Source organism: Sphingopyxis sp. (genome assembly GCF_035998965.1).
Lineage (GTDB): Bacteria > Pseudomonadota > Alphaproteobacteria > Sphingomonadales > Sphingomonadaceae > Sphingopyxis.
On sequence record NZ_DASYHE010000080.1, the window covers coordinates 18,448 to 40,110 of the forward strand.

The 21,663-nt window shown below is 60.1% G+C and carries 12 protein-coding genes, 1 tRNA gene and 1 riboswitch; of the genes, 10 read left to right on the forward strand and 3 right to left on the reverse strand.

Annotated features, from left to right (window positions below; translation table 11 throughout):
* Positions 1 to 217: 217 nt before the first annotated feature.
* Both asnB and VGN68_RS13605 read left to right on the forward strand, forming a co-directional pair.
* Complete coding sequence (gene asnB, locus VGN68_RS13600; protein ID WP_327477414.1) at positions 218 to 2,158, forward strand: asparagine synthase (glutamine-hydrolyzing); 1,941 nt, start codon at positions 218 to 220, stop codon at positions 2,156 to 2,158.
* Between the two features lie 127 nt (positions 2,159 to 2,285).
* A complete protein-coding gene (locus VGN68_RS13605) occupies positions 2,286 to 3,365 on the forward strand; it encodes a glycosyltransferase family 4 protein (RefSeq protein WP_327477415.1) in 1,080 nt (359 codons plus the stop codon).
* A 45-nt stretch (positions 3,366 to 3,410) separates the two neighbouring features.
* On the opposite strand, the gene VGN68_RS13610 is transcribed toward VGN68_RS13605, so the two are convergent.
* Entirely contained in the window at positions 3,411 to 4,646 is a 1,236-nt protein-coding gene (locus VGN68_RS13610; protein WP_327477416.1) for a sugar transferase, read from the reverse strand.
* A 438-nt stretch (positions 4,647 to 5,084) separates the two neighbouring features.
* Here VGN68_RS13610 and VGN68_RS13615 point away from each other — a divergent pair, with 438 nt between their 5' ends.
* The 6 genes from VGN68_RS13615 to VGN68_RS13640 all read left to right on the forward strand — a co-directional run bounded on the left by VGN68_RS13615 (position 5,085) and on the right by VGN68_RS13640 (position 15,505).
* A complete protein-coding gene (locus VGN68_RS13615) occupies positions 5,085 to 6,548 on the forward strand; it encodes a protein adenylyltransferase SelO (protein WP_327477417.1) in 1,464 nt (487 codons plus the stop codon).
* Positions 6,549 to 6,643: 95 nt separating this feature from the next.
* The gene (locus VGN68_RS13620) at positions 6,644 to 7,828 is read left to right on the forward strand and encodes a nucleotide sugar dehydrogenase (protein ID WP_327477418.1); all 1,185 of its coding nucleotides are present in this window, start codon (positions 6,644 to 6,646) and stop codon (positions 7,826 to 7,828) included.
* A 195-nt stretch (positions 7,829 to 8,023) separates the two neighbouring features.
* Positions 8,024 to 10,306 carry an autotransporter assembly complex protein TamA gene (locus VGN68_RS13625; protein WP_327477419.1) on the forward strand — a complete coding sequence of 761 codons (2,283 nt, stop codon included), beginning with the start codon at positions 8,024 to 8,026 and terminating at the stop codon, positions 10,304 to 10,306.
* Between the two features lie 17 nt (positions 10,307 to 10,323).
* A complete protein-coding gene (locus VGN68_RS13630) occupies positions 10,324 to 14,535 on the forward strand; it encodes a translocation/assembly module TamB domain-containing protein (protein WP_327477420.1) in 4,212 nt (1,403 codons plus the stop codon).
* Entirely contained in the window at positions 14,535 to 14,756 is a 222-nt protein-coding gene (locus VGN68_RS13635) for a hypothetical protein (RefSeq protein ID WP_327477421.1), read from the forward strand. Before VGN68_RS13630 ends, VGN68_RS13635 begins: the two co-directional genes overlap by 1 nt.
* Positions 14,735 to 14,908, forward strand: a riboswitch (yybP-ykoY riboswitch). Its footprint overlaps the gene before it by 22 nt.
* A 24-nt stretch (positions 14,909 to 14,932) precedes the next feature.
* A complete protein-coding gene (locus tag VGN68_RS13640) occupies positions 14,933 to 15,505 on the forward strand; it encodes a TMEM165/GDT1 family protein (protein ID WP_327477422.1) in 573 nt (190 codons plus the stop codon).
* On the opposite strand, the gene galE is transcribed toward VGN68_RS13640, so the two are convergent.
* Positions 15,502 to 16,518 carry a UDP-glucose 4-epimerase GalE gene (galE, locus tag VGN68_RS13645; RefSeq protein ID WP_327477423.1) on the reverse strand — a complete coding sequence of 339 codons (1,017 nt, stop codon included), beginning with the start codon at positions 16,516 to 16,518 and terminating at the stop codon, positions 15,502 to 15,504. The two genes, VGN68_RS13640 and galE, sit on opposite strands and share 4 nt — an antisense overlap.
* A 378-nt stretch (positions 16,519 to 16,896) precedes the next feature.
* On the opposite strand from galE, the gene VGN68_RS13650 reads away from it, so the two are divergent.
* Together VGN68_RS13650 and VGN68_RS13655 are read left to right on the forward strand one after the other, a co-directional pair.
* Positions 16,897 to 18,858, forward strand: a complete 1,962-nt coding sequence (locus VGN68_RS13650) for a hypothetical protein (protein ID WP_327477424.1) — start codon at positions 16,897 to 16,899, stop codon at positions 18,856 to 18,858.
* Positions 18,859 to 19,420: 562 nt separating this feature from the next.
* Entirely contained in the window at positions 19,421 to 20,887 is a 1,467-nt protein-coding gene (locus VGN68_RS13655) for a hypothetical protein (protein ID WP_327477425.1), read from the forward strand.
* Between the two features lie 685 nt (positions 20,888 to 21,572).
* On the opposite strand, the gene VGN68_RS13660 is transcribed toward VGN68_RS13655, so the two are convergent.
* Positions 21,573 to 21,648, reverse strand: a tRNA-Lys gene (locus tag VGN68_RS13660).
* Positions 21,649 to 21,663: the final 15 nt, after the last annotated feature.

Below are 21,663 nucleotides of genomic sequence, written 5' to 3' on the forward strand. Positions count from 1 at the left end.
ATGCGCAAACGCGGGTCGGATTTCGCGTCCGAACTCATTGATCAAGGCAGGAAAACAGCCGTGGTGCTTCAAGGGTAAAGTGAAAGACATGTCCGGGCTTGCACCGGCGCAAATTTCAGGTTCGCTACCATGACAGAAAATTGTAGTCGCGCATGGAAATGAAGACAAGGATCAACCCCATGACTATTCGCCCCCATCCTGGCAGGGCCCGACGCTGATGTGCGGTTTTACGGGGTTTCTGGAAAGGTCCGGTTTCGCTGACGGTGACGCGCTGTTGCGGCGGATGGCCGACACGATTGCCCACCGGGGTCCGGACAGTGATGGCTATTGGGTCGACGGCGAAGCCGGTGTTGCGCTCGCTCATCGTCGTTTGGCGATTATCGACCTGTCGCCTGCCGGGCATCAGCCGATGCTCAGCCACGATGGTCGTTTCGTCCTCAGCTACAACGGTGAAATCTATAACCATATCGACCTGCGACGCGAGCTGGATGAGCGAGGCGCGAACGCGTGGCGCGGCCATTCGGATACCGAGACGTTGCTGCAGGGGTTCTCCGTCTGGGGTGTGCCTGAGACGCTGAAACGTGCGAACGGCATGTTCGCGTTTGCGCTGTGGGATCGCGCCGAGCGTAAACTTTATCTTGCGCGCGACCGGATGGGCGAAAAACCCCTTTATTTTGGCGTGCAGGGAAAGACGCTGCTGTTCGGTTCGGAACTGAAGGCATTGCGTCAGCATCCCGCATGGCAGGGACGCATCGATCGCGGCGCCTTGAGCCTTTTTCTCAGGCATAGTTATGTTCCTGGCCCCTATTCTATCTATGACGGTATCCAAAAGCTGCCACCGGGACACTATTTGGAAATAGCCGCGGCCGATGTCACTCTGCCCGAGCCGGTCGCCTATTGGGACATAGCCGATAAGGCGCGACAGGCGCGCGCCCAGCCTTTTGAAGGTTCGCCGGACGCTGCTGTCGATGCATTGGAGGCGTTGCTCCTCGACGCGGTCGGTATCCGTATGGCCGCCGACGTGCCGCTGGGCGCGTTTCTGTCAGGTGGCTATGATTCCAGCACTATAGTCGCCTTGATGCAGCGCCAGTCGTCGCGTCCGGTCAAAACATTCTCCATTGGCTTTTCGGAAGCAGAATATGACGAGGCGCATCATGCCAAGCGTGTCGCCCAACATCTGGGCACCGATCATACCGAACTATATGCGACGCCGCAGGACGCGCTCGACCAGATTCCGATCCTGCCGCATCATTGGGACGAACCCTTCGCCGACGTTTCGCAAATCCCGACGCTACTGGTCAGCCGACTTGCACGGACCGAGGTGACCGTTAGCCTGTCGGGTGATGGCGGCGACGAGCTGTTCTGCGGTTACAACCGCTATGCGCAGGGTTATGATGTTTGGCGGCGGCTGGGCCGGATGCCTCGCGGCGTTCGCAGGATGGTCGCTGGGGCGTTGCGATTGGCTCCGGCGGGAGCAATCGATAAGGCGATGAAGTTCGCCCCGGCGAATTTGCGGCGGATGGCCGTGGGCGATCGCCTGCTCAAGCTGGCAGATGTGCTCGACGTTGATCAAGGCGACGATTTCTATCGGGTTCTGGTCTCGCACAACAAGGATCCGGGCCGTTTGGTGATCGGCGGGCATGAACCACCGACCATTATGTCCGAAGCCGACCTCGATTGGCCCGCAACCAGCGACTTCCGCGACCGCATGATGTATCTCGACATGCGCAGCTACCTGCCCGATGATATTTTGGTCAAGGTCGATCGAGCGAGCATGGCGGTCAGCCTGGAATCGCGCGTGCCGCTACTCGACCATCGTGTCGTCGAATTCGCACTCGCGCTGCCGCTTGAGCACAAGCTGCGGAATGGCGAGCCAAAGTGGCCGCTGCGCCAACTTCTCTATCGTTCTGTGCCGCGCGAGATGATGGAGCGCCCCAAAACGGGTTTTGGAGTGCCGATCGAGCACTGGCTGCGTGGGTCGCTTCGCGACTGGGCGGACGATCTGCTCGCGCCAGACCGGTTGCGACGTGAGGGTTTCTTGGACGTTGACGCCGTCAGTCGCCTATGGTCGGATACGCGGAGCGGCCGTCGGCGGGCGCATCATCACGTTTGGGATATACTTATGTTCCAGGCATGGCTGGATGGCGCATTGAACTAAGGGAACCCTTGGCCACATTCTGAAAAGTTAGATGACAAACATGCGATCAAACCCATTGGATTGCAGCCCCGCCATTTTCGTCGTCTCGAATGGCGTGAAATCGCTGTATAATTTTCGAGGCGACCTTATGCGCAAGCTGGTCGATAAAGGCTGGCGCGTATATGCGATCGCGCCGGATTATGATGCCGCAACGCGCGCAAGGATTGAAGGTCTGGGCGCTATTCCTGTTTCGGTATCTATGGCGCGCAATGGCATGAACCCGGTACGCGACCTGCGTACCATTATCGCACTCTATCGGGAGATGCGCCGGATCCGGCCACAGATTTTTTTCGGCTACTTTATGAAACCGGTGATTTATGGCGCTGTTGCTGCCTGGTTGGCGAGGGTGCCGCGCCGGGTAGTGCTGGTCGCAGGGCTGGGCACAGTTTACATGAATACCGACGGGGCTTTATCGGGCAAAGCGGGCCTCCTGCGCCATTTGGTCAGCGGACTTTACGCGATCGCATTTCGTTTGGCGCACCGGGTAATCTTTCAGAACAAGGATGATCTGACACTGATGGTCAATGCGGGCATATCCCCGCCAGACCGCTCGACGGTGGTCGATGGAAGTGGTGTTAACCTCGACCACTTCACGCTGACTGCGAAACGGGATCCCAAGGAACGACCACTGACTTTCATCTGGACCGGACGTCTGCTACGTGAAAAAGGCGTTCTGGAATTGGTTCAGGCCACGCAATCTGTCCGCGAGCGGGGGGGGAACATTGAGGTTATTCTGGTTGGCGGCGTCGATTCCAATCCGGGGTCTTTGACTAAAAGCGAAGTTCAATCCTGGCACGATGCGGGGATAGTGAACTGGGTGGGGATGGTTGACGACGTGCGCCCGTACTTGTGGCGGTCAGACGTGTTCGTACTTCCATCCTACTATCGCGAAGGCATACCGCGCAGCACGCAAGAGGGAATGGCCGCCAGCCTTGCGGTCATCACGACCGATGCGCCGGGATGCCGTGAAACGGTGGTTGACGACGTCAATGGCGTGATGGTTCCGGTTCGATCGTCGAGCGCGCTTGCGGATGCAATGATGCGCTATGTTCTTGAGCCCAATCTTGTCGAGCGTCACGCAAAGGAAAGCCGTGCGCTGGCTGAGAAAAAATTCGACGTGCAGATCATCAATCAACGCATGATCGCCGAAATACTCGGCCAAACCTGATCTTACCGGTTCGTCGATCCTGTGCGACGATGTTGATCTGGATTCCTATTTTGCCCCAAATCCGTTGAACACGACGGCTATCGTTCGAACCGCGATTATGATGTCAATCCAGTACGAGAAATGCTTAACGTAAAAAAAGTCGTACTGTAGTTTTGTGTGAACATCTTCAAGATCAGTAACATGCCCTTGATTGACCTGCGCCCAGCCACTGATTCCGGGCCGGACGATATGCCGATAGGCGTAGAAAGGGATTTCGTTCGCATACCATTCCGACAACGAAAGCGCTTCCGGCCTTGGCCCAATCCAACTCATGTCGCCACGGAATATATTCCAGATTTGCGGCAACTCGTCGATCCGAGTGCGTCGCATCCACCGGCCGACCCGCGTAATGCGTTCATCCCCGCCCAACGTCATTGCGGCGCCCACGTCGCGGCTGTTGTCGTCGCCGGGTTCGGGAGAGGGGCGCATTGTGCGAAATTTCAGAACTTTGAAACGTCGGGTTCGAAAGCCGACGCGCTCCTGTTGAAAAAAAACTGGCCCACGCGAATCCAGCTTGATGGCGATCGCAGCAACAAGGAGTAGCGGAGCAAATAACGGCAAAGCGACAAGCACGCCGATCAGATCAACAGCCCGCTTTACACCGTGGTAGCTGCTGCTGGGAATGAGCGCGCCTAGAACATTTTCAGACAGGTGGTCGATTTGCACACGCCCTGTTTGCGCTTCCAATACCTGTTTGTAGTGGAAAATTGGCACTCCATCGAGCGCCGCCTCGGCCAACCGCCGTTCCCATGCATCGGCATGATCGAAATGCAGATCGGCGACGATCAGCGTTCCTTTCGGCAGAGGGATATCGGGGCTAGACCAGATTTGAGACTTGCAGCCGCGGAGGTTCGAAATGGCAGACGCCCGACCACCGGGAACCACATAGTGCATAGGATTCATCGACTGCTTAGACAGGGCGGCGATTGCATACTGAACGGCGACCGATCCAGAAAAACACAAAATCAATATCGTATTACTATAGGGTGTCCGCAGGAACAGTAGAGCAGCAAGAACGATGCCGTAAGCTGACCCAAAGGCAGGCAATATGGTTCCAGCATGGGATACTCCAGGATAGCGGATCATCCTGGTGAGTAAAATGACCGCAGCGATAGTGGCACTACCCGCAAAAGCGATCGTGAACTGCGCAACGCTATTGACCCTGACGGCCGAAGGAAAAACCAGACCATATGCAATGATCGGGATCACCAATCCAAACAACAGCGTGACGACGAGTTGCATCGTGCCATGAGTCATAACGGCGGCACGGGCCGGCGCGTGCGCATGCCTCGAAACGGCGGAGCTATGCATTAACACCAAAAATCTCCACGCAACGCAACTGCTCGCTGTAAAAAGTTACATACCAAATATCGGGTGCTCCTGTTCCGTCTTTCGGGAACAATAGCCCCAGCTGCGGCAGTTTGTTGCTAGCTTGAGCGCGCTTTACGTCCGCAACGAAGGTCGTTCAACGGAATAATCGATATGTTCAGGGTTCAGATTGTATCCTCAGTGGCGCTGCTTCGCAGTTTCGCAGCGACTTTCGCGACGCAGTTCCCACACATGCGGGATGCGAAGCAAATCGCACACTGCTGTGACGCTTTGATGCGCGTAAATCATCACTCGCGTGCATTGGTCAGGCCAAACTTGCATTAATCAGGCCAACGTCTGACAAAGGGTGTTATGGATTTCGCATTCGACAATAGCTTCCACGGCACCATGGACGGATTTTACGCGCTAGCCGAGGCAGCGACGCCCCATGCGCCAAAACTTCTGATATTCAATTACGTGCTGGCGGAGCAGCTGGGTATTGCGACCAAAGCTAGGTCCGACGGCGATGTTGCCCGCATCTTTTCGGGAAAGACCATGCCCGAGGGAGCAATCCTGATTGCCTTCGCCTACGCGGGCCATCAGTTCGGTCATTTCTCTCCCCAGCTTGGCGACGGACGCGCGTTGCTTCTCGGCGAGATCATTGCTCCTGACGGCGCGCGCTTTGACATCCAGCTTAAAGGCTCCGGTCCCACTGCATTCTCGCGCAACGGTGACGGCAAGGCTGCGCTTGGTCCTGTCCTACGCGAGTATCTCGTGTCCGAGGCGATGGCGGCGTTGGGGGTGCCGACGACGCGGTCGCTGGCGGCGGTGGCGACTGGCGATCGGGTACAGCGTGACCGGTCGCATCCGGGTGCGGTGCTCACACGGGTGGCGAGCAGCCATATCCGAGTTGGCACTTTTCAATTTTTTGCGGCACATTTTGGCGCCGATCATGTCATCCAACTGTCTGATTATACCATCCGTCGCCACTTTCCGGAGCTGGTCGAGGCCACCAACCCGCACCTCGCGCTGCTCGACCGCGTGATCGGTTTGCAATGCGAGCTCGTCGCGCGCTGGATGGGTGTCGGTTTCATTCATGGGGTGATGAACACCGACAATGTCGCGGTCAGTGGCGAGACGCTCGATTATGGTCCGTGCGCTTTCATGGACCGTTTTGCCGTGAATACGGTATTCAGTTCAATCGATACGAACGGGCGCTATGCTTATGGTCGCCAGCCGCAAATCACGCACTGGAACATGGCCCGCTTTGCCGAGGCCATGTTGCCCGCGATTCATGCCGTCGATCCAGCTGACGTGGACGCGGCCAAGGCGTTGGTTGACGCGATCCCGGCCCGGTTTCGGGCGATATGGCTTGATGAAATGCGCGCGAAACTTGGGCTGGGTCAGCCGCACAAGGACGAGGAAAAGCTGATCGACGTGCTGTTCGGCGAGCTCGAGCAGCATGCGGTCGATTTCACCTCCTTTTTCCGCGCGCTGGCGCAGTTGCTGCGCGGCGATGGCGCCATGCTGCAAGCGCTTTTGCCCGATGCCGAGGCGATGGCGCCATGGATCGCCGACTGGTGGGCGCAGCTTGAGCGGGAGGCGATCGCGCCGTTGGAGCGCGCCGATGCTATGGACGCAGTGAATCCGCTCTATATTCCGCGCAATCATCTCGTCGAGGCTGCGCTGGTTGCGGCGGAGGCGGGGGACATGGCGCCTTGGACCGAACTGCTGGAAGTCGTACAAAACCCATATATCGAGCGCGCCGAGTGGGCTGCTTTCGCGCAGCCAGCGCCAATCGACGCCGACCCTTACAAAACTTTTTGCGGTACCTGATCGCGGGTTTGTCGTCGCAGCACAGACAGCGTCGCGGTTGAGCGATCTCGCCCCGGCTGTTAGGAGGCGACAACCATTACAGGAGAATAGCACCCGTGCCGAACGATGCGGTCAAAATTACAATCGTCGGCACCGGCTATGTCGGAATCTCGAACGCGGTGCTGCTGGCACAGCATAATCGGGTTGTGGCGCTCGATATCGACAGCCGCAAGGTCGATGAAATCAATGCGCGCCGCTCCCCGATCGCCGATCCGGAAATCGAAGAGTATCTGGCGAACCGCAAACTCGATCTGACGGCAACCATCGACAAGCAAGCTGCCTATGACGGCGCCGATTTTGTCGTCGTCGCGACACCGACCGATTATGATCCCGACACCAATTATTTCAACACCGGCTCGGTCGAATCGGTGATTGGCGATGCGCTGACGATGGCGCCGAATGCAGTGATCGTGGTCAAATCGACGGTACCGGTCGGCTTCACCGACCGGATGCGCGCGAAGCACGGCACCGACGCGATCGTCTTTTCTCCCGAATTCCTCCGCGAAGGGCGCGCGCTGTTCGACAATCTCCATCCGTCGCGGATCGTTGTCGGCAATACGCACCCGCGCGCGGCGGACTTTGCACAATTGTTGCTCGCAGCATCGCTGAAACCCGAAACGGCGGTGTTGCAAGCGGGCAATACCGAGGCAGAGGCGATCAAGCTCTTCGCCAACACCTATCTCGCGATGCGCGTCGCCTTCTTCAACGAGCTCGACACCTATGCCGCGATGCATGGCGCCGATTCGCGCCAGATCATCGAGGGCGTGTGCCTCGACCCGCGGATCGGCAGTTTCTATAACAACCCGTCCTTTGGCTATGGTGGCTACTGCCTGCCCAAAGACACCAAGCAGATGCTGGCCAATTACCGCGAGGTGCCGCAGAATTTGATCCAGGCGATCGTGTCGTCGAACACGACGCGCAAGGATTTCGTCGCGTCGGAGGTGCTCAAGCGCCGTCCGCGAGTCGTGGGCATCCACCGGCTGGCGATGAAGGCGGGTTCGGACAATTTCCGCGCCAGCAGCATCCTGGGCGTGATGAAGCGGATCAAGGCCAAGGGGGTCGAGGTGATCGTCTATGAACCGCTGATCGACGACGAGCGGTTGTTCAATTCGCGCGTGGTACGTGATCTGGCAGCGTTCAAGGCGGAGGCCGATGTCATTATCGCCAACCGGGTGACCGACGACTTGGCAGACGTTGCAGACAAGGTTTACAGCCGCGACCTGTTCGGCGTCGATTCCTGACGTCGAAACCTGATCCTGCCGCTGTTCTGCCACGTATCGCTAGCGGCAAGAAATGCGACGAAGCGAGGCCGAATCGCTGCTTTGGTCGCATAGAAACCGGTTGCGCCGCCGCCGCACGGCAGCCAGAGATGCCATATCGGCGGCCTATAGATGCAAAACCCTGAAACCTCCTGTGATTATCACCCGATGCGCTTGATGCGGTCGCGATCGCTATTGATCGTGTCGGCGTCGGCTTTTGGCCTGGCCTGGGCAACATCGGCTGGTGCGCAGCCGGTTGAGCCGCCACAGGTCGTGCCGACGGTTGAACCCGCACCCGAAAATTTCATCGCGGCTCCGACGTCGCCGCCGCCCGATGTGGCATTTCCCGAAGTCGCGCCGATCATCAGCGACGAGGAATTTGAAAAGGCGATTCCGCAGATATTCGCGGAGGACGATCCCGAACTTAACCGACCGCTCGAATCGATTGCCGACTTTGAACGGCGGCAAGCCGCCGATGCGTTGAAGACCGCCGATACAGCAGCGGATGCGTCAACGCCCGCGGTCGATGGCGTGCCGGTTCCGGCGCTCGCCGACGGCGACGCAGCCGAAGTGATCGGCGATGCACCGATCACCGACAGCGAACTTGCCGCGCCGTTGCCGCCGCTTGAAAATTTCGATGTCGAACCGGTCGAATTCGCCGAGGCGGAGGACGACCGCGAGAATGTCAGCGTCGCCTATACGGTGCAGGTCAACGGACTGGCCCCTGCCGACGACAGCACCGATGTTGATCTCGCCGACCTGTTTGGCGACCTGTCCGCGCTCTATGACGGCGATGGCAAGGCCGACAATGCGGCGATGGTGCGCGCGCGCCTGGCCGCCGACGGCGAGTTGATGCAGCGCATTCTGGCGTCCGAAGGCTATTATGACGCGGTGGTCGAGACGCGGATCGATCGCGGCGAACGTGAAGAAGGTCAGGAGGGGCAGCCGCGCCAGCGCCGCTCGATTACAGCGGTCATCGATGTGAAGCCGGGAACGCAATATAAGCTGGCCGAGATCATCCTGAAGGCCGATCCGACGGTGCCGCCGAACCTGATCGCCGACAATTTTCCGCTCAGCGTCGGCGAACCGATTGTCGCGCAGCGCGTCCAGGGCGCCGAGGCGGCGATCGCGCTCAAACTGCCCGAAGAGGGCTATCCCTTTGCTGAGGTTGGCCAGCGCGACATCCTGCTCGATGGGGCGACCGGCGACGGCGTTTACACGCTGCCCGTCGATATCGGCAAAAGATCGCGGTTCGGCGGCATCGAGACGACTGGCGATCTGGCGTTCGACGCCGAGCATGTCGAAGTGCTGGCGCGCTTCAAGCGCGGCGAGCTTTATGACAGCCGCAAGGTCGATGATCTGCGCCAAGCGCTGGTTGCCACGGGATTGTTCGCGACTGTCGCGGCCGAGCCGCAGCCCACGGGCGAAAGTGCGGGCGACGATACCGAATATGTGACGATGCTGGTCACCCAGCAAGCAGGGCCACCGCGGACTTTGGCCGCCAGTGCTGGTTATGGCACCGGAGAGGGGATCCGGCTCGAAGGCAGTTGGACGCACCGCAACCTGCTGCCGCCCGAAGGCGCGCTGATCTTTCGCGGCGTGGTGGGGACGCAGGAGCAGGGCATTGGTGCCACGCTGCGCCGTTCGAACGCCGGACGCCGTGACCGCACCTTCGAGCTGGTCGCGGAAGCGACGCGGAGCGACACCAATGCGTTCAACGCGATCACCGGGCGTATCGCGGCGCGCGTCAGCTATGATTCGACGCCGATCTGGCAAAAGAAATTCACCTATGCCTTTGGCGCCGAGCTGATCGCGACGAGCGAAGATGATTATGACTTCACTCGGGCCGAGCGGAATCGCGATTTCTATACGATCTTCGGGCTGACGGGGCAGGTTGGGATGGACCGCACCGACAGCCTGCTCGATCCGACCAAAGGCTTTCGCGTGACCGCGCTGATCCAGCCTGAGGGATCGCTTGCCGGGCAATTTTCGCCCTACGCCCGCGCCCGCCTTGACGTCAGCGGATATTATCCGGTCGCCGACAATATCGTCTTGGCCGGGCGCGTGCGCGCCGGGTCGATCCTGGGCGCCGCGCGCGAACGGCTGGCGCCGTCGCGGCGTTTCTATGCCGGTGGCGGCGGGTCGGTGCGCGGGTTTGGCTATCAGGAACTCGGACCGAAGGATCCCAATGATGATCCGATCGGCGGGCGCAGCGTCGCTGAGGCGGCGTTCGAGGGACGCTATCGTTTCGGCAATTTCGGCGTCGTCGGCTTTGTCGATGCGGGGCAGGTGTATCGCGGTTCGACACCGACCTTCTCGGACCTGCGCTTTGGCGCTGGCATCGGGGCGCGCTACTACACCAACTTCGGTCCTATGCGGCTGGACGTCGCGACGCCGATCGGACGCAAGCCGGGAGAAGCGCTAGTCAGCGTCTATGTGTCGATCGGGCAAGCTTTCTGATGGCTGGTGACGCGCCCATGACGGCAGATGCCGCGGTGCGTGTAAAGTCGCGCAACTGGCCGATGACGATTCTCCGCTGGATCGGCTTGTCGCTGCTCGGGCTGATCCTGCTGTTCGCGCTGTTCCTGATCGGACTCAACAGCGATGCCGGGCGACGCTTCGTCGTTACCCAGGTCGAGAAATATGAATTCGAAAACGGGATGAAGATCGGCATCGGGCGGCTCGACGGGTCGCTTTATGGCCGGATGGTCATCCGCAACTTCACGCTGTCCGATCCCAAGGGCGTTTTTCTTGAGTCGCCCGAAGTGCAGGTCGATTGGCGCCCGCTCCGTTATTTCGCCAACCATGTCGACGTCCGCTCGGCAACCGCCGCGACCATGACGATGCGCAAGATGCCCGAGTTCAAGGTCGTGCCTGACACCGGGGAGCCGCTGTTGCCCGATCTCGATATCGATGTCGGCGCGCTGCGCGTCGATCGTTTCATCTTTGACCCCACCGTCGCTGGCGAGCGGCAAGAAGCGCGGTTGGCGGGAAAGATCGCGATTGCCGATCGGCGCGCCCAGATCACCGCCAATGCTGCAACGATCGGGGCCAATGCCAAGGGCGACACGCTGGCGCTGCTGCTCGATGCGGTTCCGGAAGCGAACCGGTTTGACGTCACCCTGAATGTGACAGCGCCGCAGGGCGGGGTGATTGCCGCCATGGGCGGTTTCAAAGAGCCGTTGACCGCCAAGCTGGCGGGACGCGGTGACTGGAAAGTCTGGAACGGCACTCTCGTAGCCGATCTTGGTGCGGCACCGCTGGCGCGGCTGGCGCTGACCGGTCGCAACGGCACGTTCGCGGTCAATGGGAGCGCGCAGGCGTCGCGGCTGTTCACGGGTGCAACGGCAGCGCTGCTGGGGCCGGAAACGGCGGTCGACCTGACCGCGCGGCTGGAGGAGCGCAAAGCGGATCTCGATGGTCGCTTTTCGTCCGATGCTTTCCGCCTGGGGGTGAGCGGCGGGCTCGATCTGGGCAATAGCCGGTATGAAGCCTTGCAGCTGGCATTCGTTCTGCTCCGCCCTGGTGCCATCGCGCCGTCGGTTCGTGCCGATGGCGTGCGGGCGACGGCGACGCTGGACGGAGCGTTCGACCTGCCGACCGTTGCGTATCAGGCGAATGCGAAGGCGCTCGCGGTCAACGACATTATTATCGACACATTGACCCTTTCGGGCAACGCGCGCGTCGATGCCGATCAGATCATCATTCCGGTCGCGGGCCGCGCGGTGCGGATCCGCGGTCTCGACGCGGTCGCGGGCGGGACGCTGGTGCAGGTGCGGCTCGACGGCGATCTTGCCTACAGCAATGGCCGCATCCTCAGCGATAATCTGCGCCTGCGTTCGCCGCGCATCGACGCCAAGGCGATCGTGATCGCCGACCTGAACCGGGGCTTTTATACCGGGGCGATCGACGGGCGAATCAACGACTATCGCATCGAGAGCGTCGGCGTTTTCGACATCGATACTGACGCCGATCTGGAAACTGCGCCAAACGGCGGCTTTGCGATCGCTGGACGCGTTCGCGCGCGCTCCACGCAATTGTTCAATTCGGGCGTGCGCGACCTGCTCGGCGGCAATGCGGTGGCGACCAGTGACGTACGCTATGGCACCGACGGGATCGTCCGCTTCGCCAATCTGCGGATGACTTCACCGTTGCTGCGGATCGTCAGCGGACAGGGCAGCTATGCGCCGAACGGGCAGGTGCGACTGACTGCGCGCGCCAATTCCACCGACTACGGCCCGCTTGGCGTCCAGCTGGCGGGGACGATCAGCGATCCGCGCGCTACGCTGACCGCCGAACGTCCCGGGCTGGGTATCGGGCTCGCCAATCTGGTCGCGGAAATCAATGGGGCGCCGAATGGCTATCGCCTCGCCGCGACGGGCGACACCGATTACGGACCGCTGTCCGCCGATGTCGTGCTGTTGACGGCAACCGGTCCGCTGACGATCGACATCGCGCGGGGCGACCTGTCGGGTATCGGGTTCAACGGGCAGTTGGTGCAAAGCAGCGCGGGGCCGTTCGTCGGCCAGCTCAATGCCTCGGGGCAAGGGCTGGGCGGCCTCGTCCGGCTGAGCGCCGCGGGCCAATATCAGGCGGCGGCGATCAACGTCCGCGCCAACGACGTGGTGCTGCCCGGTCCCGCCAAGCTGGCGGTTGGATCGGCGATCGTCGACGCCAATGTCACGCTCTACGATACCCCGCATGTCGTTGCCGACATCCAGATCGCCCAGACGCGCATCCGCGAATATGACATTGCAGTCGGGCGGGTGAAGATCGATTATCGCGACGGGCGCGGCAGGGCGCAGGCGCTGGTCGAAGGCACCAGCGGGGTGCCGTTCCGCATCGCCGCCAACGCCGATCTGACCCCCGAGCTGTGGCGCGCGTCGGTGCAAGGCCGCGCGACGGGAATCAATTTCCGCACCACATCACCTGCGCGGATCATCCCCGGCCCCGATGGCTATGAGCTGCTGCCGACGACGGTCAATTTGGGACGCGGCAGCAGCGCGCGGGTAGCCGGGCGGTTCGGCGATGGCATCATGATCCAGAGCCGGCTGGAACGCGTCAACATGGCGATCCTCAATGCCGTCTATCCTGACATGGGGCTGGGCGGGCGCGCGACAGGGAGCCTCGATTTCGAACAGGCGAGCTCGGAAAGCTTCCCGCGCGCCGATGCGCGGCTGACGATCACCGGCTTTACCCGGACCACTGCGGCGTCGGTCAGTCAGCCGGTCGACGTCAATTTCGCCGGCAAGCTGCTCAGCGACGGCGGCGAAGCGCGTGCGGTGATGCGCAAGCGCGGCAGCGTGATCGGGCGGATGCAGGCGTCGCTGCGTCCGCTTGGGCCAGGGGTGGGGGATTGGACGACGCGGTTGCGGGCGGCGCCATTGGGCGGCGGGATGCGGTACAATGGGCCTTCCGATACGCTCTATTCCTTCTTCGGCCCTGCCGATCAGGGCGTGTCCGGGCCGATCGCGGTCGCCGCCGACTTCAGTTGCAGCGTCGCCGACCCGTGCCTGTCGGGCGTCGTGCGCGGCAAGGACATGGTGTATGAAAACCAGACCTATGGCACGCGCCTGACCAACATGGTCGTAGCCGGTCGCTTTGACGGAAACCGGCTGGAGATCGATCAGCTGACCGCGACGGCAGGCGACGGCAAGGTCGAAGCGAAGGGCTATATCAGCCTGGCGCAGGCCGACGGTTATCCGATGAACATCGCGATGACGCTCGACAATGCGCGGCTCGCGCGCAGCGAGAATATTGCGGCGCGCGCGACAGGCAATCTGGTGCTCGAAAAGGTCGCGGGACAGGCGGCGCTGCTTTCGGGCAGCCTGCGCCTCCCCGAAACGCGTTATCGCATCGTGCGCGAGGGCGCGGCGCAGGTGCCGGTGCTGACCGGCATCAGGCGCAAACCCGCCGCAGGCCGCCCGCGGATCAGCGGCGATGGGCTGGCTGCGGTCGGCGGGAGCCTGTTCGACCTCATCCGCCTCGACATCGCGCTCAAGGCGTCGGACGAAATCTATGTCAGCGGGATGGGGCTCGAATCGGAATGGATGGCCGATATCGTCCTGCGCGGGACCACCTTGGCGCCGCGCGTGACGGGTGAAATCGAGCTGGTGCGCGGGACGCTGGGCTTTGCCGGACGGTCATTCGAATTGCAGGAAGGCCGCGTGACCTTCCCCACCGGCGACGCCTATGACCCCGCGATCCGACTGCTGGCCAGCGACACGATCGAAACGGTGACGGTGAACGTCGCGGTGTCGGGCCGCGCCAGCAATCCGCAAATCGCCTTCTCCAGCGTCCCCGGCCTGCCGCAGGACGAGATCGTGTCGCGCATCCTGTTTGGCGATTCGATCACGACACTGTCGCCGCTCCAGGCCGTCCAGCTCGCTTCTTCACTCAACACGCTGAGCAGCGGGGGCGGGGGATTGAGCCCGCTCGGCGCGCTCCAATCGGCGACCGGGATCGACCGGCTGCGCGTGCTCGGTCCCGACGATACTGTCGGGCGCGGCACCGCGCTCGCTGCGGGGCAATATATCACCAAGGATATCTATCTGGAGGTCATCACCGACGCGCGCGGCTACACCGCAACGCAGCTCGAGATCAGCCTGACCCGGGCGCTATCGCTGCTGAGTCAGGCCGGGGGCTCGGGTCAGTCAAACCTCAGCATCCGCTACCGCAAGGATTATTGATGCGCGGCGCGATGCTCCTGCTGCCCCTGCTTTTGCTGGCGGGGTGCAAGGACGAACCCGATTTCGAAGCGCGCTACGACAAGGCAGCCGAGGAGATCGAGGCGCGCGCCAAAGCCATGGACGCCGATATCGCCGAGTCGGAAGAAGCCGCCGCGGCTGCATCGGGGGACTTGCCTCGCGCCGACAAGGGGTCTAACCCGCTCACGTCATCTGGGGAGTAGCCAGCCGTCCGACCGGACGGGCCACCGTGTCAACATACTCGGCCGAGAGGTCGTGGTGCGGTGGAAGCGGGTCACCGCTTGGGCGAGACCAATGGCATCGCATCCTTCGTCCGGGCCGGGCGGCGGGTGTCGATGTCGATTGGAATCGCTACGCCGCCCGGCCCCGGAGTTTTTTCATGGAAGCCATGCTCGCCTCGACCGCGGTCGTCGCGCTCGCCGAAATCGGCGACAAGACGCAGCTGCTCGCGATCCTGCTTGCAACGCGGTTCAACCGGCCGTTGCCGATCATCCTGGGGATTTTGGTCGCGACGCTGGCCAACCATGCGCTCGCGGCGCTGCTGGGCGCGTCAGCGGCAAGCTTTCTCGATAGCGCTATCTTCCGCTATGCAATCGGACTGTCGTTTATCGCGATGGCGGCGTGGACGCTGATCCCCGACAAATTCGATGACGATGATGCGCCGAAGCCGCGGTATGGCGCCTTCCTGACCACGCTGGTCGCCTTTTTCCTCGTCGAAATGGGCGACAAGACGCAAATCGCCACGATTGCGCTGGGCGCGCAATATCATAATGTCGTCGCGGTCACCGCCGGCACGACACTGGGCATGATGATCGCGAACGTGCCAGCGATCTTCCTGGGGCATGAACTGCTCAAGCGCGTCGATCTCGCAAAGGTGCGGATGATTGCGGCAGCGCTCTTCCTGTTGATCGGCCTGTGGGTACTCGCCCAGACGGCGGGCTGGTTCGGCTAGCCCGAATTGCGCATTGCCAGCGTGCGCTCAAAGCTCCAACTCGACGCGCACATGGCGTCGAGATCGCGCTGCGCGGTCCAGCTAAGCTCGCGCGCGGCGCGCTCGGGGCTCGCGTAGCAGCTCGCGACATCGCCGTCGCGGCGCGGCGCGATGCGATAGGGGATGCTGACGCCGTTCACCCGTTCGAACGCATGAATCATATCAAGGACCGAATAGCCTTGTCCGGTGCCGAGGTTCCAGGTCGACAGGCCGGGCTCGGTGTTAGCTATCGTGTCGAGCGCTGCGACGTGGCCGTCGGCGAGGTCCACGACATGGATATAGTCGCGCACCCCGGTGCCGTCGGGGGTGTCATAGTCGTTGCCGAACACGGAAAGCTCAGCGAGTCGCCCCGCGGCAACGCGGCTGATGAAGGGCATCAGATTATTGGGAATGCCGTTCGGATTCTCACCGATCAGCCCGCTATCATGCGCGCCGACCGGATTGAAATAGCGCAGCGTCCCGATCCGCCATGCGGGGTCGGACGCCGCGATATCGGTCAGCATTTCCTCGATCATCAGCTTGGTGCGGCCATAAGGATTGGTCGCCGACGTCGGATGATTTTCGTCGAGCGGCAGATAGCGCGGCTGACCATAGACCGTGGCGCTCGAAGAAAAGACCAGTGTTTTGACACCGCGATCGCTCATCGCCTGTACCAACGACAGCGTGCCGTGGACATTGTTGTCGTAATATTTGATCGGTTCGGCAACCGACTCGCCGACGGCTTTCAGACCCGCGAAATGAATGACGGCTTCGATGCCATGCTCGGTCAGGGCACGGCGCAACGCATCTCCGTCGCGGATGTCGCCAACGACCAAGGGGATAGCGGTCCCGGTAATCGCCTCAAGCCGGTCAATCACCGCAGCATCGCTGTTCGCGAGGTTGTCGAAACAGACGACTTGATGGCCCGACGCTATCAACGCCGCCGCAACGTGGCTGCCGATATAGCCGGTGCCGCCGGTCAGTAGAATCTTCATTGGATGTCGTGCCTCTAAGCCGGTATCTGTGCGGTTTCGTGACACCGATCAATACAGCGAACCTCCTACCAATATATTGCTCATTCGCCATCCGTCGCCCGCGCGGCGTCGTCGAAAGATAAGGGGTGGGAACGCGCGTTGAGCGAGCAGGCGAATTGGGCGTCGAAATCAATAGCTCAGCGCGCCAGCAGCGAATGCCTTCGTCGACGGCCAACATGATGACAATCTGACAAATGCTCTCGTTCCATGGCGATTTTGATTTGGGGTGATGGAGGGGCGAGCGGGCGATCGGCGAAATAGGTTACATTGCTATCGAAATAGGATGCGTCGTAGGAAATCATATATTCTATAACCTCTTCCACCAGACGAGGTCAAAACATGACGAAGCAGATTACCGATATTCCGCACCGCATTGTCAACGCCAACACGGTCCCCAGCAATACCACGATTACCGTTTACGCCGCGGGCACGTCGATTACCCTTTCTCTGTTCAGCGATGAAACGCTTGCGACTCCCGTGACCAATCCGTTCACCGTGCTGGCGGGAAATCCAATCCCTACGCTATTTCATTCATTCGTCGGCGAGGTGCGAGTTGAGGTTATCGACGGCAGCGGGATCGTTTTCGATGACGATCCATATGATCGCCCAGTAGGTGAGATTGATCTTGCCTCGTCAAACGGGGGCGAGATGGTCGGCATTCTGGACGGCGGAAATGTTCAAGACAGCGTTATGGTTGCGGCGGATACGGCGGCGCTTCTTGCTTCGAGCAAAAGGCTAATTGCCGGATCGACCGTGCGAACCGCAGATGGCTTTGTCTATATGGTGGCCGCGACAGGCGCTTCCGACAACCACCTTACCACTGCCGGCGGAACGAAGCTCTATGTGATTCCACAGGGGCCGAGCGCGAGGCAGTGGGGGGCGTTCGCGAACGCCGGAGTGGATGTCTGGCAACATTTGCAAAATGCACTCGACAACCAACTTGTGGTAGAGGTTGAGGAGGGCGAGTACCTAATCACCAGAGGGCTGCGGCAGAAGCATGACGGCTCGATTCTGCGCGGCGTTGGCATAGGGAAGACCTTCGTGCGGGCGATTTCGCCGTCAGGTGACGGTGAGTTTGGAGGCACTTCGGGATCTGAGGCTGTTGTCTGGGCGGAGGCTCCCGAAGGCGCACCGCTGTTCAGTTTGAAATGCGAGGATATGACGCTCGATTGCGCAGGGTTGATGACGGGGTTGCCGGTGGGTGACGTGCACTTGAAGGGGCACCATTACCGCCGCGCACACAATTTCGAGGTGAACCGTGTCGAGGTGCTGGACTGTGGCTCTTACGCTTTCTGGGCCAATGACAAGATTATCGAAGACGGAGGCACCATCACCGGTTGCATCGGCGTTTATAACGATTGCGTCGCCAAGGACGCCGAGATTTTCTTTGAGACGACTGGGCGCTGCTTCATTACATATAATCGTCCGCGTGCAGAGCAAACGCGTGCAACATGGGACTGGCCGGTTCTGGAGACATTCCACTTCTATGGCGGCGATGGTCTCGTCACAGTCAACGATGGTTATGCGAAGGTCGCGTCGTCAACCGTTATCGGCCCGCTGTTGACACAGAATAATGTGGTTTGGAACGGTGGTTATTATGAGCAGTTGAATCTTACCACCGTCATTAGCATGGGAACGCCTACGGGAAATTATGATGGCTGGGCTTTCAACGATGTGACCATGGTGGGAGCAGGCGCGGTCGGCGCGCTGTCATTCGGCGGCTTGAGCGGCCCGGACAATAAAATGACGATCAAGGGTGGAAAGTATATCGCCTTGAACGGCGCAGGTCCGACGTTCACGGCGATCGAGACCGGGTGGGGCAGCGTCGACATGTTGGGTGTGGACTGTAAGTCGACCACCGCTAGCGCTCAGGTTCCCTGCTCCCTGATCGTCGCGGGCGATTTCAAGAGCTTTAACGTGTTCGGCGGCAATCAGGAAGTCTTCGGACCCTCGGTCGGAGCATCACCTGTCAATGCGCCTTCCGCCAAGTTCACCAGCACGCGATTCGTGCCGTCGTCCTCTCCGACGATCGCGTCGATCCGGCAAAGCTATCGCGCTTCAGCGACATTCTCCAACTCGGGCGGGTTCGCTCGCATAAACTTTTTGATCCCATTAAACGTCGCGGACAAGACCAAGCTTATTGTAACGGGTGCCGTCGAAGCTTCAGCGACAAACGCGATCGGCGCGAGCGAAGGATTACCCTATACGTGGAATAACCCAAGCGCGAACGTCATAAATATCATGGCTCCCTCCGCTGCGATCGGGCGGACATTTAATTTTCTGGTCGTTGAATACGAATAAAACTTGGAGCCATCTCCTTGTCTTGGCGTGCGCGTTTCATTAATTCTGTTTTCATTCATGTTCTGGCCGTGCGGGTAGCATGGCTTATTGACAAAGCGGCGGACGATGTTCGTTACGTGTAGCGTGTTGCAACCTGTAAATTACCGGCCATAGATCATGCCGAGGGTTTGTTCGTTGTTCGACGTTCAGCCTTATTGGTCGAGCGCGTACCGGACACGCTCGTTGTCGGGATTTCCTAATTGTCGCGAACACGTGAGACTCTGCGCGTCTACTTGGATGCGGGCGGCTCTGCGAGCCGCCCATTTGGGTGCCTGTGTTCCGGATCGCTGGGCGAAGGATCGTGGAGCCAGAAACGACCATTCCCCCGTTGGAAATTCTGGCTAAGATAAGGCTCGTGAAACGTCTCAAGTGGGAGGGGATCGGATTTACATCCTATAGTACGCCTATTTGATTGCAACGGACGGCCTCGTAATATGGGCGGAGGGCAATGAAGCCTTTAAGTTGAGCGTTGATTGCCATAGTCTGACCGGGAATGGAGGCAATGTGGAGAACATTCTTTACGATGCGCACACCACTGGATACCCAATATGTCACACCCGAACAGTTCGGCGCAAAGGGCGACGGTGCGACGAACGATACCGCTGCTTTAGCCCTCATGGCGGCCTATCTAGTCGTCAACGGCGGGGTGGCCGAGTTCCGCGCTGGCGCGACATACGTGGCATCAGACCAAGTCGCCCGGACAGCAAAGCCCTATCATCCCAAGTATAGTTGGCAACCGATTGACGGCTTGGTATTTAAGAACGCAACGAAGCCGATATATCTTAATGGCAATGGCTGCAAACTAATCCCGCAAGCTGGATACAAATACGGTACGTTTGACCCGGCCGGCAAACCGACTTCCCACAGGCTGCCCTATTGGGCCTCGTCGGGACAGAACGACGTCGCTTCGCCGTTTGAGGCTCTTATCTGGTTCCACAATTGTGCATTTGCGCGCGTGGACGGATTTAACTTCGACGGTCTGCTCTCCTCCGCTGTTCTCGGCGGTCCCTATGGCGATGTCGGATGGCAAATCCCCGCATCAGCCATGAAGTTTTCCGACACAAAGGACTGGCGCGCAGTTAACTGCAAAGGTTGGCAATTCCCGCTTGACGGGATTCTAGTTGATGACCCTATACCTTCCGACCGGAAACCATCCGGTAACGGTACAACGGATTGCGAGTTCTGGGAGTGCGGCCGTCAGGGAATTTCGCTGGTTGGTGGTTTCGGCAACGTCTTTCTTCGCACCAAATGCTATCGCATCGCAAAAAATACGGGTCGGATTGTCAGCCCACCCGGTGCCGGTATCAACCTGGAACCCGAAGGTGCGCGTGTCTGCCACCACATCCGCTTTGTGGATTGTGAAGTAAGCGACAACGCCGGCCCGGGTTTTCTCGACGCGGTTGGCGCGCGCACGTTGGACGTCATCTGGACCGGCGGCAAGCTCGTGGGCACCTCGGCTGCACCGATGTATTTCAGCGGGGGACGGCGGATTGTGTTCTGCAATGTTCTCATTTTAGGCGCAGTCGATACGTTCAAAGGCAATGCATTGCCTTATGGGCGCGGGGGCGAGGAGTTCGGAAATTGTTATTGGACCAATGACCCTACGCGCTCACCGACGGGATATGTTTACGATTCTGGAGGCAACAAGCTGGCCGCCAACGCAGCTTCGGGGAACTATTTCTGGCGCTGCACATTTGAAAATGCCGTTGCTAGGGCCAGCGCCAACGGCAACACTAATGGGCCGATTTATGATGCCTGTACCATTCTAGCCAAAGCCGGCGCGTTAGCCATGTATGGCAAATTCCGGGGCGGCACCGAGATTATAGAACGCGTCGCGAACGGTGTTCAAGCGGTGCCGGGCGGCTTCTCACCCTATATTCATGCCGGTGACGCGGAAAGCGATTTCTATGTGACCACGTTGACTGGAGGCCGCCGCCGCTATCCAGCCACAGTCTCTGGGCTTTCGTCGTATCGCAAGACGACGTGTTGATGCTCGATTTCATCGACTACGCCTGACTGCAAATTGTCCTTCGTGGCAGCGGGAGGTTGCGGATCCGCCGCAATCCGTCAGCGAACACTAAAACGAAATGATGTATGCATGCGGTGAGCGGACCAGCCTGCAAATTTCCGCGTCACCTCGGTAACGAGACATTTTGCCGTTTACGGAAAGCGCCCCCTGAGCTTTCATGGCGCTGGCGCCGCTGACGCTGTTCCTTCAGGCGCGTTGAGTTATGGCGCAAATGTAAAACGACCGCGGCAGCGGCAGCCACTAGTAGCGCGATGATAGCGTACGCGACCATCGTTCTCGGTTCCATGATTTCTACTCCCTGTCGATACTTCGACGACCTGATACGCCCCCTTGCAACCAAAGTTGCATTTCTACTGTAGCCCGTTTCCGGCTTAGAGGATGAGCAGGATGAAGCGTGCCCGAAACATGCCGGTTTCCGCTTATCTCGTGAATTCGAACCACCTGTGATCTCGCGTCCGACATTGAACGGCGGGGCAGATGAGCTCGACGAACCTTTCGCAAAAAGCCTATAATCGCCATGCCGAAGGTGGGAGGGTCACAGAGGCCGCAAAGTTGGCGCAGCGAGACTCAGTTTTCGACAGGGGGTACCAAATATTTTGGTTCCCATAGCAGCGCGCCGGATCGATCGGATGGAAATCTACTATAATGGTGAGCCCTGCTGGGTTCGAACCAGCGACCTACTGATTAAAAGTCAGTTGCTCTACCGACTGAGCTAAGGGCCCATCGCGGCGCTGCAA